This is a genomic window from Sphingosinicella sp. BN140058 (assembly GCF_004135585.1).
Lineage (GTDB): Bacteria > Pseudomonadota > Alphaproteobacteria > Sphingomonadales > Sphingomonadaceae > Allosphingosinicella.
In genome coordinates, this window is sequence record NZ_CP035502.1 from 263,090 (window position 1) to 277,463 (window position 14,374).

The window sequence follows — 14,374 nt, forward strand, 5'->3', positions numbered from 1 at the left end:
AAACGAGGAGAGGCCATGAAGCTGGCCAATGTGTAGACGCCCTGCCCCACCGCCGTGCAGCAGGGCGTCGCGAGTGCTGCAACGCCCTCACGCCCCCGAGAGGACAGCAGCGCTACTAGCCCAAAGAAAACGCTCCTCCGCACTCGGCGTTCCGCGTCCCCGCAACCCTGCAGGGCACCGTGGGCGTCGACCAGCTCAATGTCTGCGCCCGGCAGGTCTGGCGCGCAGTCTTGCGAAGCTCAGAAGCGTCCAGGTGATCTGGATGCTTTGCGGAATAGGTTGGCGAACGCGGGGAGCTGTTGATACTTCGACCGCTCGATCCCACGCGTGGGGGGCGGGTCGCACGATGGAGTGTCTGCGTGGAAGAGCTGCTTACGGTCTGGGTCATCTATCATCGTCCGGCGGACGTGCCGGGGGTGGAATACGTGCTCCGTGCACAGACTGCCAACAGGGACCGCACGATCACGGTCCACCCGGAGGCTTGGACCGGGAGCACGCTCGACGAAGTGAGGGGAAAGCTTGAGCGGATCCAGCCGGGTCTTGTGCGCCTCGATCGGGCCCCGGAGGATGAGCCACACGTTGTGGAGACCTGGATTTGACCGCGACGAGAGCGCCGCGAGCGGTAGTCACGAGTGCGAGCGCTGCGGGTGTTTTCGTTGATATGCAGGGGGCGTGTGTTGGACGTGAGGGATAAGCCTTCGGTTCTCAGGAGCCCGGGGGCGTGGAAGAACGCTGGGTATGGAGCGTTGTCGGCTGCATGGTCTCTGACTTTGTTTAAGCTCTTTTCCGAGAGCTGGAGCAACGACGTGGCCGTCGTTGCGTCGTGCGGCCTGATGGGCGCAGTCTATCTCTGGGCGCACAAGTTCAAAGACGAATGACAACGTTCGCGATCGGGACTGACACGGTCTCGATTGCTCCGGAACCGGGCTATCGGAAGGGTGGCCCGGACGCTGTTCGCCGTAGGATGGCGAGCGCCTCCAGATACAGCAGAGACGAGAATGGGCAAAGGGCAGTACACCGGGGGCGGAACCCTGTTGGGGTTCGGGTCGATCACGAAGACGAAGGGTCGACGGGGAGGTGTCGGATCCTCAGGCACTGCGCTTCGGGAGCAACGGAAGAAAGCCGATAAGGCGAGCAAGCAGAAGGTTGCAGCCCAGATCAAGGCGAACGAAAAAGCGGTCCGGGAGCTGGGAAAGATCTGGCAGGAGGAGAAGGGCCGCGCTCTCTACAATCGGCTGGCTCGTAAGCAGCGAGCGAAAACCTCTCCGTTGGCAGCAGCCTTGGAGGCGGCATTCGCTGAGAGCTCAGGGACGACCACTGACAGTTGACTGCTGCGGCTGCGGCTGCGGTTGTCCGTGTGGCCCAGCAGACGGCCTAACGGCGGCGGTCCAGCATGGCCGCCAGCTCATCGTCGGTGAGACCGCCGGCTGCGCGGTCTGGGTCGTTCTTGGATTGCGAGGCCTTGTCCACCTTCTTCAAACAGGCTGCCAGCCGCTCCGGGGGAACCGCCTTCGCGAGAGACGCTTTGACGGCGGCGTTCGTCGTGAGACCGGCGCCGAAGCAGAGGGAAGCGAAAATGACGTCCTTCTCGGAGCCGCGAACTAGCTTGGCGGCTACGATGTCCGCTGGGTGCGGAGCGATCGCGGTTATCCGGCGGCCGTCCTCGCCTGCGACTTTGAGGTGAACGCTTCGATCCCGCCAATCAGCCGGGAGAATGGCCGTCGTCTCATCAACGCCATCGATGAAGAAGCCGAAGGATTGGTGGAAGTTTGAGCCTTCTCCAAAAAGACTGGCAATGGCCTCCGAAGCTTCCTGCCCTTCGTGCTCGTCAGGCCATTTGGCGGCATTGGCCGGGTAGCAATCGATTTCCTGACTGAATCGGAGCCTCCGGTCTACGTCTGGGCGGGCGACGAGCAACGCTTGGCTGCCGATGACGTAGACCGTGTCTGTCTCGAACAGCTTGGCTACGCTGCGGATCGCCCGGACGAGGTCGTCCCGACCGATCGGCCTTGTTGGGCTTGCCGCCATAGCTTGGTCCTGGTCCTCGGGTTGGTGACGCCGATGAGAGTGGAGAACGGGCTGTTCGACCGCAGTAGACGGCCAGCGTCGTCGTCCTCGGTCATGCGCTCGATGATCTCGTCCAGACCGCGCCGCAGCAGGATTTGCCACAGACGATGCCCAACAGTGGGCTCCGTCGCGATGCACTGATCGATGTGAGTTCGGGCGCGATCGAGGAGCGCCGGCCGCGTGCGGAGTGCTCGAGCGTAGATCCGGTGGGAGAGAATGCGAGCGCGCTCAGAGATTTCGTGACTGTCGAGAGTGCGGTGCGTCGCTGAAGATGTCTGAACCTCGATGCTCACAGCCGCCTCCTTTCCCAACAACAGTCTCAAGCGATCAATGTAGCGAATTCTCCAGGAAAAGCCATTCTGGCACCCTTCATAAGCGTATGCGCTGGAGCCGCGCCCCGCAGACGGAGTCGGGGACTTTGGGATCGTACGGGACCACGAGGTGTCCGTCGGCCTTAGCTGCTGCGAAGTCGATCTCGATCGAGCAGGTCCAGGTGCTCTTGCCACCGTTCTCAGTGACAAATCCGCCTCCAGGAGCGGTCAGACGGTAGTTCGTCTCGGACTTCTGGACTAGAGCATGACCGTCGCCGCCGAGCATATCGAGGACGGAAGCGTCCCCTACTCTCGGGATGTCGAGGACTCTGACGGTCTGGGACGCGGCTGCTTGACCCTCCAGAATGAGGAGCGTCGTGGCGCGACTTGTTCGAAACGTCTGGTCGACGACAATATAGGTTGTCGCGGCGCCGGGGTAGCAATCGCTGCTGAGGCCTGGCACCAGTTTGCCGGCAAGGCGGTACTCGTAGCGGCCATCGAATTCGCCACCAGCAGGCCGACAGCTTATCGAGAGTTGACCGCGTACGGTGTCCACAGTCGTCGGCGCGTCCGCCGCAATAGCGGAGCTCGCCGCCGTTCCGAACACGGCTGCCATAATCAGCTTCAGCTTCATGCTTCCCCCCTCATCCCCCGGTGAACCGACATATGATGGCTTCCAGGCGCGCGCAACGGGATGACGGAAAAGCGCCTGACGCACTACAAGCGCGTGCTGCGAGGGGCTGTCTCAAGTCAAGGCGGAGATCGATACGAATCTGCCGTCGGTGAGCAGCCCCTCGAAGCGTAGGCTGCTGTTCCAAGCGGCCGGCGTTCTCTCCGGTGCGGTGCAAGACGTCTGGCGCGTCCGCGCTACAGACTAGCGAACAGGTCGGGAGTGCGAGCTTCCGGGAGAGCCCACTCGATTGGCGTGCGCCCGTGCTGTCGCAGGTAGGCGTTCGCCTGGCCGAAGTGGCCACATCCCCGAAAGCCGCGCCAGGCTCCGGTGCCGGAGGGATGGCTCGTCGCAAGGATGCAGTGCCGGCCGTCAGGAGCTGCAGCGCGTATGACGGCTTCTTTCTCGCGGGCATCATTTCCCCAGAGCATGAAGACGACGCGGTTCCCGTGGTTGGCGACGGCATGGATAACTGCGTCGGTGAAGGGCTCCCAACCTCGGCCGGCGTGGGACTTCGGGTCTCCGTCTTCCACGGTCAGGATAGTGTTGAGCAGGAGCACGCCTTGGCGAGCCCAACTCTCGAGGTTCGCGTGTGAGGGGAACGGCACGGCCAGGTCGCGTCCGAGTTCGACGAAGATGTTCCGCAGGGAGTGCATCGGCGGACCAGGGGTGGCGAAGCTGAAGCTCAAACCGTGGGCTCTTCCTGGTTGAGGATAGGGATCCTGACCGAGGATGACGACGCGGACGTCCTGAAGAGGGGTCAGCTCGAGCGCTCGGAGATAGTCGCCGCGGGGCGGGTAGACCCGGAAACCGGCCTTCTGCCGATCGGCGATGTAAGCGCCCAGGTCCGCCAGCGTGGCTGCCTCGAGAGCCACGGCGAGGGCATCGCGCCACGAGGAGTCCAGTCGCGTGACTTGTTCGCGCAGGAACGGTGGGATCTGGTGCGGTGCAGTCATTGTGGTAGCTCCGAACGACGCTCGTTACAGGTCTGCGGCTTAGCGCCGGCGACGCTTGTCGGCGACAGTTACGAACGGATGCTCGTCACCGGCGAGAATAGCCTTCTCCTCCTTCCGAAACAGCCGATGCTGTTTGAGGACGAGCTCCTCAGATCGCCAGCCGCGGTCCCGCTCCTTTTCAGCCAGGTCGCGATCGATGACCACGTAGCGCGCAAAGACACCGCGAGGCAGGTTCTCAAGCACGCGCCGGCGGTCCTCGGCCTTCAGATTTGTCGCGTCGAGGACGGTGAAGACGCCCGCATCGAGGCGAGCGCGGATGAGCCCGTGGGCGAGCTTCCAGACACGCGCCAGTGCTTCGGGTGCATGGCCGAGATCTCCATAGAGCTGCATGCGCAGCTCGTCTGTCGAGATGACCTCGTGTGGCTGGTAATGGCTCGCCGCGTAGCTGGACTTGCCCGCCCCGCATGGCCCAACGAGAAGGTGGAGGAGCGTTTCGCCGGCGTAAGCGCTGGCGCCCGGATCGTCCGGTGCGCACTGCAGGGTCACAATGCCGTGTTCGCGCCACATGCGAACGACACTGGGCCTGTCATCGACGACGAGCAGCGGCTCGTAACCGTCGTCCAGGATGCGTTGGAGGATGTCGGCCTTCACCTGGTGGTCGGGTCGCATGTCACCCTCCCCGCGCATGTATATGGCGGTGTACGGGATGTCGTGGAGCTGGAGACTGTCCAGCGTCATCCGGCTCCAGTCCTCGCGCTCCGGCCGCGCTGTGACGATCAGGACCGCGTCGATGTCTCGGCGATCCTGTGCGTTGTGATAAAGCATGCGCGCTAGCCGCGCGATAGGTTCGATGGGGGGATCGTCGCCCATAGCTCGGAAGAAGGCCTCCCAGTCCTTCTCGCCATCAAGATGATGAAGTCGGTGACCGGGGTCGAAGATGGTCCCATCCAGGTCGAAGATTACGGCACGCATGAAACGCCTTCCATCAGCTCGTTGGCCACTATCGGACCCGACATCCAGTGACGATCGGTCGTGACGTGCCGGGGGCGAACCCACTTGGCCAGGGATCCGAAGAACCGGCCGGAGTCGCCGGGCCCGGCTGGGTATGGGATCGGGTCCGCGACGCGCAGCACGAAACCTTCTTGTCGGGTCGGATCGATCGTGTTCGCGATCTGGTCGACGAGGCCGTCGTGATACGGTCCGTCGTAGAGGGCCGGGACTGGTGTGATGTCGAGGAGCGAGAAGGCCTCGATTGTCTCGTCCCAGCCGAGCAGCGTGTTGGTTTGGTCCCAAACGCCGAAACCCAGGAAGTAGCTGGGGAGAGCGTTGCCCAGTTCACGGGTGTACGGGAGGGAGTGTAACGCGAACATGTATTCGCCAGAGATCCGCCATAGCTCCGGAATGTCGATCGCCTTCCGTGCGTGATAGGCCTTCATCCAGTCGCGCGAGGGATGGTACCGCCCGTCGGGGGAACGAGGGTATGTCTTGAGGCGGGTTAGGGTGGTCCCTTCCCCGTCCATCTTTTCGGTGACGATGACACGGCGGCCGGCGAATGGCGCGAGGGTCGGGAGCCGCCGATCGTCGCTCTGAAGGCCTGGCGATTGCGGCAGGTGGTATGAACGAGGGTACTTGAGATCGATCGGCGCCACGCTCCGGCCCTTTGTGTTGTTGATTTGAGCTCGGACGAGCGCGGGTCAAATCGTATGCGAAAAATCGGCGCGTGTGTACCGCGCGTCTATGGATGGGCGCAATCTCACCCGCGAGCGCGGCTGGGATGCCCGGGATCGGCAAGGCCAAGGCGTATTGTAGCCTGTGCTCGCCTGTCGGCATGTACTGAGATCGGCCGGGAGCCTGCCTGAGGCGCTGGACCGCTGTGTTGGCATGGGCGACAGATTGCCTTGGGGCTTTCCTCTTTTGTTTCTTCCCGCATCACCCAACGCGCCCCGGAACCGTGAAACACTGGCCTGCTCTCGCGTGGGCGAAGTTTAGCGGTTGTCCCGGATCTTTGACGCCTGTGCCGCGCGATGTTTTTACTATATAGTCATTCGGAGTGCGTTCTTTGGTCAATGAGTACCGGCGTCCGGACTTCAATGTGTGTCGGAGGTTGTCATGTTAGGCCGCGTGATAGTCGCCATTTCATCTGCTGCGCTGCTAAGCATAGCAGTTCCAGCCACGGTAGTTGCTCCCGTGGGAGGAACACAGGCGCCCACTTCTCCCAAGATGATTCGAGGGTACGACGCCAAAGTGATGTACCTGTGTCGCGCATTGTATCGGCAGATCAAGGAGGACAATCGAGCCACGAACGCCGCAGCAAAGGCCGCAGTGAGCGAAGCGAACAAAGCAGCGAGGGCCGCTGCTCAGCGGTCCACGATTGCAGCGAGAGCCGCGGCGAAGGCGGCCAAGAAGCCAGTCCCGCCGGCCGTCAAGGCCGAGCAAAAAAGGTATGTCAATGCGCCGATCGACCTCGAATTGTTGCCAGCGTACTGCCCACCCAAGAAGGTCATGTTTCCTCCTCCGCCGAAAGGGAAGAGGAAATCGAGAAACACGTTTGATCGAGTTGGAGCTGAACTGGAACGTACCGGCGAGAGGTGGGAGGCGGAGGGGGAGCGCTGGTTCAAGAGAGGTGCGAGAAACGTCAAGAACAGCGTTCGTCTTTTCATCGAGGGTCCATGTGACCGCAAGGGCCGTAAATACGGCGAGAAAGCCAGGCGTGAATGTCGCCGTGATCAGGCGGAGCGCAAGAGAAATGCCTCGCAGCAGCCGCGCTCGTCGGACCAGCCGGCGACGTACCTAGCGGTAGCTGAATTGGACTGCTGGAAACCAGGAAATGAGGATCGGTGGGGCACCACGCGGGTCATTGGATCAAGTGGCCTGTCGAGGGCCGACGCACAGCGCGACGCTGAGGAGCAGATCAATGAGTATCCTGACCTTTGCCAAACCCGGTGGAACGATGCCAACCTTCGAAAGGGCGAGCACCGCTGGGTTGACCGCTGAGGCGCCGGATCATCGCGACCGGCACGAGACTCACGTGGAAGTGGAACTCGCACCCTGGCCCGCACTTAGATGAGCCGGTCGCGCCGGCGTAGCGCAGCGGAGATCTCAGGATCAATGACGCAAGCGAGGTGCCGCTGGCCACCTTTGTTGGCGTGGTTCGTGCGATAGCCCTCGTAGTGACGGGTGAGGATACCCGCCTTCTCCAACTCGCTTGCGACGCGGCTGAAATTGTCCGCACCCGAGGCGCGCACGCGCTCCGTGACGTGGCGATCGACGATCTCCTGAGCTTCGAGGAGATCGTCGGGGAGTCGGTCCTTGAGCTCGGCGCGCACGCGCAGCTCGAGTGCCCGGCGACGGGTGTCGCGCCCGGAAATACGGGCCAGGCGCTTGCCGATGAATTCGCGCAGCGGCAGCCGCTCCTCCTCATCCTCGACGAAGGGCCCAGCTTTTCCCGACGGGCTTGCCTGCTCAGCTAGAAGAGTGAGGATCATGAACGCTGCGCGGGGACGGGAGGAAACTTCGGCCAAGCGATCCAAGATCTGGCCTACGTTCATCGCCGATTTCGCCATTTTCCGCACCTCCTGATCTGGTTCTGTTCCGATCTGTCGTTGACAGGAAAAGGGCTTGAAAAGCAAGGTCTAACCCGCAGGTTTCTGCGAAAAATCAGGACACTTGTGGGTTCCTGACAGATTGCCGGCCGGCCGGAGGCGGTTGCATTCTCTGGCAAAGCGTTCTTGATTTGTCGCGCTATCGATGCAACCAGTTGGAATAGAGTCAGAAATCCTGCGAAGTCTCAGAGTCAGAGAGGCGGTCTGTCATTCGCGACGGGCCAAGCTTTTCCGTTTTCGAGGGAGTTTGCGGATGCTATGCTGAGTGTCTCAAGGAGATCCCATGACCTGGTTGAACTGGACGCCGAAGCTCGGCCGTTTCTCTGCTGCTGCCGAGCTCGCGGCCGCACCTGAGGAGGTGGTCGACGTGCACGTATCGGCTGACGCGCTGCTCGTGAGCATGATCGAGGCTCGGCGTGAGGTCGACAAGCGCCTGGAGGAGCAGAAAGAGCCGGCGTTGTGGAGCCAAAAAGAGCTTTGGAGTTCGCCTGAAGCTGCGGCGTTGCTCGCCGTTGAGGGATTCCTCTGGAAGAATCACGCCCGCGGCAGTACCTTGGACCAGCTCCAGAAACTCTCTGGATCAGACGTTGACCTACGCCGTGTAGCTGGCCGGTCGGCGAAGGCTGCGGACATCCGCTATCTCGCGGCCGGCAGCGATCTCTTTGATGAGCATCTGCCGAAAGCTCTGGCGTGGTCGCTGCGAGAGATGAAGGAGATCTTGGAGCGAGCGGAAGCGCCTCTCCTCTCGTGGTGCGGATGTGATCTCGATTGGTGGGACATCGTCCAGAAGAAGGCGCCCCTCCCCTTCGGCCTGCGCTCGCCGAGCGACATGCCAGCGTCGGCATGCGGAGAGTGGAAGCTGCTTTGTGCCAGGCGGAACGATGGGGACCGTTTCGTGCCGTTCGACACGCCGGCAGGCTACTGGGAGCGGAGCACGGGGAAAGCTGGCCTGTGGCTTCTCAGAAATGGCGCTGTGATCTCGACCGTTGTCATTTCCGACGGCCGACAGCGGTTTGCGTTGGGCTTTAAGAGCGCGTTGTTTTGAGGGACCAGTTGGGGGGTGGCGATGAGGATCGATGGAAACAAGTCGCGGCGCATCGCGGCAGGTTGGACACTTCTGCTGCCCGACGTCAGTCGTGCTCGCTCCTGGGATGGTTCAATGGTGAATGTTAGATACGATTACGTGGGTAGCGGCCCGTCACGGTATGATCACCTCCGGCCAAGGGGGTAGCTGAAGGGGTGTTCCATCTCCGGCGCCAAGTCCTCTCCAACCCGCGGATAACTTATCGTTCAGTTGTTTCAAGCTCTGCCCTGTTGTATCGAGGGTACTGCGCTGCCGATTTGCAAGGGCCGCAGCTTCCGTAATCCTGATGTTGATGATCTTCAAAACCTCGCGATTGCTGTCCTGGGTTGCTAGCGTCTGAGCGGTCACGTTGCCTGCTGACGTCAAATGACCAGCTTGAACGCCGAGCTCAATCGCATCTAGTGCAAGCGAGATTGCACCGATGATTGCTGCCGAACGCTGCGCACGCTCCGCATCCCGAGCGGCTTCGATATACGATCGGTATGCCTGGTTGAACTCCCTCTGGGCGACCTCAAAGTCCTTCGAAAGCTTGCGCAATCTTCGGCGCTCGGCGTCGTCCGTGATCTGCTCGGCACGGTCTGTCGCCACCTTAGCCCAGTACGCCAGTCTCTCGACTTGCTCTATGCCGCCCACGTCCGCGGCGCTGATCGCTAGCCTATTCCGCAGGTGAGCCTCCTCCTTTGCCGCAGCCACAAGGCCGCGAACGTCTGCCTCACGGGTCATTTTCAGCTGCCCGCCGGAGGAGCGCAACCAAAAATACTCACTGACGTTGTTCATCCCTGAGGGCATCAAGATGTCCAATTGTGGCCTCCGCAGGTGTTCACTCAGGGCATCTAACGGCTCGGAGCCATAGCCTAGGAAAGATAGGAACGAGCCCTGGGGCACGCTCGGCGTTCCACTATTATCGACATAAAGATTCGTGCGGATAAGAGCGCCCAAGGGCTTGTCGGCAATATCCGCGTCTATTCGAGATAAAAGATTGTTGAACTCCTCGGCAAACGCTTTTTCCGAAACAGCATCGCGGAAGGCCAAGCCGCACACCCCTACAAACTTTGACGCCGCCGCGAACGCTGAAATCCGTTCGTTGACCTTCACGGGCTCTTCGAAAACGGGTTCGTCTTTTAAGAAGCCTAGATTGCTCATTGGGAACCGCTCCCCTGCTGTATCCAACTAAGCTGCTTGGCTACGAAGTGTATAGTTTTCATGCAGGACAGGCGCATCGCGCTGATGGCCAGATATTGCGCCGCCCCGGTCTTTATTTCAACCGAGAGATCCTCATATCTGGCAGCTATGGCTTTCAAACCCTCGTCGCTCGGTAGGGTTCGGAGACGCTCGGACGTAAGGCCGAGCTTCTCCGCAGTGTCACTGCGTGGGTGCACCAATCCGGGCTCCATGACGTCGAACCTTTCGTGCGCTTCGATAACGGAGCGAAAGTTGACTACGGATTTCCTTTCTCCGAACCTCGGAAATTGGGCAACCAGCTCGTGGTACACATCGGCAGTCGGCCCCTCTCCGAAGTGTACATAGTCCCAGCTAGAGTTGTATTTGCTAATGTACCATGATCTTCTGCTTTGGCTGGAGCCATGAGGGTCGCTCTTCAAGTGCACCCGCTCCTCGCTCGTCCAAACAGTCCCAAACTCTTCGGCATGAAGCGGCTGAGAAAAGCGGTTATCCGGCGAGGGCCATAGCACTTTGTCCGCGATCTCAGCCCCGATGCTTATCAAAGCGGGAATGTCGTTCATTAGCCAATCATAGTACGATCCCAGCCTTTCTTCCTGCTCGGAAGCATGGATCCCGCAGAAGGCCGCGGCATTCGAGGATACGTAAAAAGCGGGACATAGCACGGGCGTAAGAAGAGGCTCTAATGGTCCCTCCGTCAACTCAAGTATAGCGCGATGAAGTGGGTCGCTCACTTCGCTCATCATTCGCGGCACATACCGCTGCCGTGCTGGTAGTATTCCGATAACGAGCCTGTCTCGCTCGTAAGCACTCAGTAGCTCTTGATAGATTCTCATGCATGCGCGTATGGAGGCGGCGCAGCTCGCGACGACCGTGGCCTCGGGCAGGGCTCTGGCGAGCCCGATGAGAAGCTGAATGCCATTCTGGATCTGAGTAAGCTGTTCATGTATTTGAGCCAATTGCTGGGATATGCCCAGGATCATGCGCATTTGAAAGCTAGTGGTCGATCCAGATGCGCCCGCTCCAATCGTTCGGGAAGTGGCCAAACAGAGTTCCGCCAGCTTGATCGCGGTCATGGGATCCATGTTACACCTCGCTTGAAACACGGCTCAGGCGGAAGATGATACGCTCAGGACGGGGCTTTGGCAGCCCCTTTCAGGGTGGCGAATGTACCCCACATCAGAGCAGGGCGACCATGAGGCCGGAGGCTCGTGCTCCCGGAGCTTTGGTGGCCGGGTGAGAACGGCAACCTGCTGGTGAAGCCGACCGAGGAGCTGCGTCGGTTGTCAGATGAGGCTTGGCGGCAGTGTGAGCTCGTTGAGTGCCTGGTGGCGGACGGGGGCCATGAATTGGCCGCGTGAATAGCCCGGGCGACTGGCGAGACGGGAGAGGCCCGGTCTGTCGAGACCGGGTCTCTGAATTCGAGCTTGGCTTCAGGCAGCCTGGTGCTGACGCCCAGCTGTGCGAGCGGGAGCCTGTTGCCAGTAAGGAGCCGCGGCGTCCCTTTCATAAACTGGCGTGTCGCTTCTCTTGGACGCCCGGGTTGGCGGCTTTTCTGCTGAACCGATAGCCGTCTGGGCAGCCATGATCTCGAAACGCGGATCCTGCGCAGCGATCTGGAGGATCCCCTTGCCGGCACGTTTTGTGATCTGCCGAACGCGCTCTCTCGTGATGCCTGTGATCTCGTTCAGTTCGCTCAGCGAGTCCGCGTCGAAGACACGGCGCTCGATGATCGCCCGGTCGCGGGCAAGCTTTTGGTCGAGTTCTTGCAGCGCGCCGGCGTCCAGCTGTCGAAACGCCGGCCTGCGGATCGGATTGTGAGAAGCGACATCGGACGGCTGGTTGGCGATCGCTTGCTTCGCGCGCGGCCGCTTCTTGAGCTGCTCGACGCCCTTGGCGCGGAGCTTGTCCATATAAAGGTCGACAAGAGCGTCGGTGGCGCGCTTCGCCAGGTAGGCAGAGGCGCGTGCTTCGGTGCTATCGAGCGCGTCCGGATCCTCGAGAGTGATCTCGGCTGCTTGGCCGTCTGGGCCGCGCGGAAGGTCCTCCATCGAAACTGTCGTGGCTTCCACCTTCTTGGCGGACGACCGTTGGTCAGCCATCAGACGGAAGCGGAGGCTCTGCATCTCACCGCGGATCTGCCAGTTTACGAATGTCGTGAACTGGGCTTTCGTGGGATCGTAGGCCGTGATGGCGCGGTGGACCGCGATCGCGGAGGCTTGCTCGGCGTCTTCCCGATGCGCAACGAGACCGTATTGACGCGTGAAGTGGCGCGTCCGGGGCTCGAGAACTTTGATCAGAGCAGCGAAGGAGCGATCGGTGTTGTGGCGTTGGCGTGCGGTTTGTTTAGCTCCTGCCTCCGGTCGGTTGGCAATCACTTCGGCAACGAGGGCTTCGAGACGAATGGAAACTTTCGAAACTGCTTCGGACACGCGTGGCCTCTCCCCAAGATGCGACGCCGCAGCGCCTGCAGATTGTTCCTGAGCCCACTGCCCGCATCAGGGTGAAAGATCCTCAAACCGAAGATCCGGGAGGATACTTAAGGAGGTTGGTTGGACGGCCGGCCGGCGCGCGAGCGGCTAGGGACCACGCTGAAGGTGACGGTGGCCACAGGCGGCGTTGCTACTGGTCGAGGATTTCCTGAGGAATCTCGGTGCCGGGCTTAACGTCGGGATCGTTCCGGATCAGATAATCTCGCAGACTTGCCGAAATTTTGCCGTCTCGCTCAGCCTGCTCAATGTTTTGGACGATCTTATCATGCCTCATTTGGGTCCCGGACGCCCACGAGACCGCCTTTACGGAGTCGTTGTATTTTAATCGCCACTCATCGGCCTTGGTTTGCCAGACAGATGCCCTCCTGATGTCTCCTAGTTCCTTAAGCCGAGCGAGCTCCTGTTGCTTGGAATACGAAAGCGCGACCCCTGATAAGCCGACGACGACAGCAGCGACCATGGCCGCACTCGCGAGGCGGAGGCGGTTCTGCGACCGGCGAATTAGGACGCTGGCGGCAGAGCTCGCGACGAGTTCCGGGTCTGCCTTCGCCAAGATCAGGTTCAATCGCCCAAGCGGAATGAATGATCTCCTGTCCGCTGCGAACTCGCTGAGATGTAGACGAAGGAGGTGGGTTGCGCGCTCCGCCTCGGTGGACTGCGCGGCCGTGGCGGCGGTGATCAGGTCAACCGCATAGTCGTGGACGAGGCTGTAGAGGGTTTGATCGTGCGGGGCAGATGACACGATGACGCCGGCGCGGGTAAGCTGTTCAAGCACGCTGGCGACTTCCTCCACGTCGTAGCGCCGGTGTTCCGGGGAGCGGATCGCGTCCCCAAGCTGCTGCGCACTCTGGGGCTCTGTCTTAGCCGCTGGGAAAGTGGAGAAGTTGCATAGCGATCTGAGTACGAGGCGAGCCAGAGACGGGTTGGACGTCGCTTCGATGGTCTCGACAATATACGCGGAGAGAATTCCCTTGGCGCCGCCTTTGGCGCGGTAACTCTCCGCGACGTTCGAGATCTCAAGAGCAAGGCAGACGAGCTGGAGCTCTGGAGGCCGGACCCTGCCGTCGTGAGCGAGCTCCGCAGCGAGGGTCGATCCGAAGCCGGTGAGCATCTCCAGTCCATCGCGCGTGGCACACTCTTCAATGACCGCGGCAGCTTCGATCAGGTCGAGGTTCTTGAGGGGAAACATTGTCTTCGAGGATGTGGGATCCTCGATGCCTGGACGAAGGTCGTGGAGCGCGATGACGTAGTCCGAGCGCACGGCGCAGACCACTCTGGTCTGGGTGCCCGGAAGTGGCTGTTTCAGAAAATTCCCGAGCTCGCGCCGTTGAGCGGAGGGGATCCATTTGATCAGAGCTTCCTCAAATTGATCGAAAATGAGGACGGGTTGCTTGGTGCAGGCGGCGAGTTGGAAGCGAATTTGATCGCACATCGAGTCGATCGTGTCGTCGGCCGATAATCCGCGAAGGCCGCGCAGATAGACGACGGTGAACCGGCCGTCTTCCTCGAGCGCTTGAGCGACGCCGCTGTCGAGCAGTGATGACTTGCCGGCGCCGGTTTCTCCGGTGACGACGCCGTAGGTGAAGTCCGGGTGGGCGATCCGGGTGGCGATGCTCTTCGCCAGCTGTCGACGCTTGTCGCCAGGTAGCTTGTCTCCGCGGGTGTAGGAGTACAGTCCGCGGAAGGCGGAGCCGAGGGGACGTTCCGCCCATTCTTGAATGCGTTGCTGGCGAGCCAACTGCGCCAGGCGGCGGGTGTGGGTGCGACGCCAGAGCAGATAGAATGCGCCGAGGATTAAGGCGGCGGTGAGCACAGCCAACGCTTTCGAAAGCGGTTCATCGAGCTTCAGCGCGAGAAAGATGGGAAGGAGCGTAGCTCCGGCCGCGGCTATGATCGTTTGGGCGCTCGTGAAGCGCGTCAAAAAGTGGTCAACGGGTGCCGCTTTGGCAGATTCTTCGGTCACAGACGAGATCCCCCAGGCGCAGCGGCATTGGGCACGATCAAGGCAGCATA

General features: G+C 61.2%; 13 protein-coding genes. 3 read left to right on the forward strand and 10 right to left on the reverse strand.

What is annotated here, in order from left to right:
- The first annotated feature begins 359 nt into the window (after positions 1–359).
- Complete coding sequence (locus tag ETR14_RS27565) at positions 360–599, forward strand: hypothetical protein (protein ID WP_129393291.1); 240 nt, start codon at positions 360–362, stop codon at positions 597–599.
- A gap of 775 nt (positions 600–1,374) precedes the next feature.
- Here ETR14_RS27565 and ETR14_RS27570 read toward each other — a convergent pair.
- The 5 genes from ETR14_RS27570 to ETR14_RS27590 all read right to left on the reverse strand — a co-directional run bounded on the left by ETR14_RS27570 (position 1,375) and on the right by ETR14_RS27590 (position 5,653).
- Complete coding sequence (locus ETR14_RS27570; protein WP_129393294.1) at positions 1,375–2,028, reverse strand: DUF6036 family nucleotidyltransferase; 654 nt, start codon at positions 2,026–2,028, stop codon at positions 1,375–1,377.
- Positions 2,029–2,436: 408 nt separating this feature from the next.
- A complete protein-coding gene (locus ETR14_RS27575; protein WP_129393297.1) occupies positions 2,437–3,012 on the reverse strand; it encodes a hypothetical protein in 576 nt (191 codons plus the stop codon).
- A 233-nt stretch (positions 3,013–3,245) separates the two neighbouring features.
- Positions 3,246–4,004: a uracil-DNA glycosylase gene (gene ung / locus ETR14_RS27580; RefSeq protein WP_129393300.1), complete on the reverse strand. Its 759-nt coding sequence runs from the start codon at positions 4,002–4,004 to the stop codon at positions 3,246–3,248.
- 39 nt (positions 4,005–4,043) lie between these two features.
- Entirely contained in the window at positions 4,044–4,976 is a 933-nt protein-coding gene (locus ETR14_RS27585; RefSeq protein WP_129393303.1) for an AAA family ATPase, read from the reverse strand.
- Positions 4,964–5,653: an RNA ligase family protein gene (locus tag ETR14_RS27590; RefSeq protein WP_243455972.1), complete on the reverse strand. Its 690-nt coding sequence runs from the start codon at positions 5,651–5,653 to the stop codon at positions 4,964–4,966. The genes ETR14_RS27585 and ETR14_RS27590 overlap by 13 nt, the downstream gene beginning before the upstream one ends.
- A gap of 460 nt (positions 5,654–6,113) precedes the next feature.
- Here ETR14_RS27590 and ETR14_RS27595 point away from each other — a divergent pair, with 460 nt between their 5' ends.
- On the forward strand, positions 6,114–6,998 hold the full coding sequence (locus ETR14_RS27595) for a hypothetical protein (RefSeq protein ID WP_165356683.1): 885 nt from the start codon (positions 6,114–6,116) through the stop codon (positions 6,996–6,998).
- Positions 6,999–7,063: 65 nt separating this feature from the next.
- On the opposite strand, the gene ETR14_RS27600 is transcribed toward ETR14_RS27595, so the two are convergent.
- The gene (locus ETR14_RS27600) at positions 7,064–7,567 is read right to left on the reverse strand and encodes a hypothetical protein (RefSeq protein ID WP_129393309.1); all 504 of its coding nucleotides are present in this window, start codon (positions 7,565–7,567) and stop codon (positions 7,064–7,066) included.
- A 322-nt stretch (positions 7,568–7,889) separates the two neighbouring features.
- Between ETR14_RS27600 and ETR14_RS27605 the strand changes: the two genes are divergently transcribed.
- Entirely contained in the window at positions 7,890–8,651 is a 762-nt protein-coding gene (locus ETR14_RS27605) for a hypothetical protein (RefSeq protein ID WP_129393312.1), read from the forward strand.
- Between the two features lie 153 nt (positions 8,652–8,804).
- Here the strand turns inward: ETR14_RS27605 and ETR14_RS27610 are convergent, their stop codons facing one another.
- From ETR14_RS27610 to ETR14_RS27625, 4 genes are all read right to left on the reverse strand, one after another.
- Complete coding sequence (locus ETR14_RS27610) at positions 8,805–9,833, reverse strand: hypothetical protein (RefSeq protein ID WP_129393315.1); 1,029 nt, start codon at positions 9,831–9,833, stop codon at positions 8,805–8,807.
- Complete coding sequence (locus ETR14_RS27615) at positions 9,830–10,852, reverse strand: hypothetical protein (protein WP_129393317.1); 1,023 nt, start codon at positions 10,850–10,852, stop codon at positions 9,830–9,832. Before ETR14_RS27615 ends, ETR14_RS27610 begins: the two co-directional genes overlap by 4 nt.
- Before the next feature lie 450 nt (positions 10,853–11,302).
- On the reverse strand, positions 11,303–12,301 hold the full coding sequence (locus ETR14_RS27620) for a sigma factor-like helix-turn-helix DNA-binding protein (RefSeq protein ID WP_129393320.1): 999 nt from the start codon (positions 12,299–12,301) through the stop codon (positions 11,303–11,305).
- 190 nt (positions 12,302–12,491) lie between these two features.
- Positions 12,492–14,324, reverse strand: a complete 1,833-nt coding sequence (locus tag ETR14_RS27625; protein WP_129393323.1) for an ATP-binding protein — start codon at positions 14,322–14,324, stop codon at positions 12,492–12,494.
- Positions 14,325–14,374: the final 50 nt, after the last annotated feature.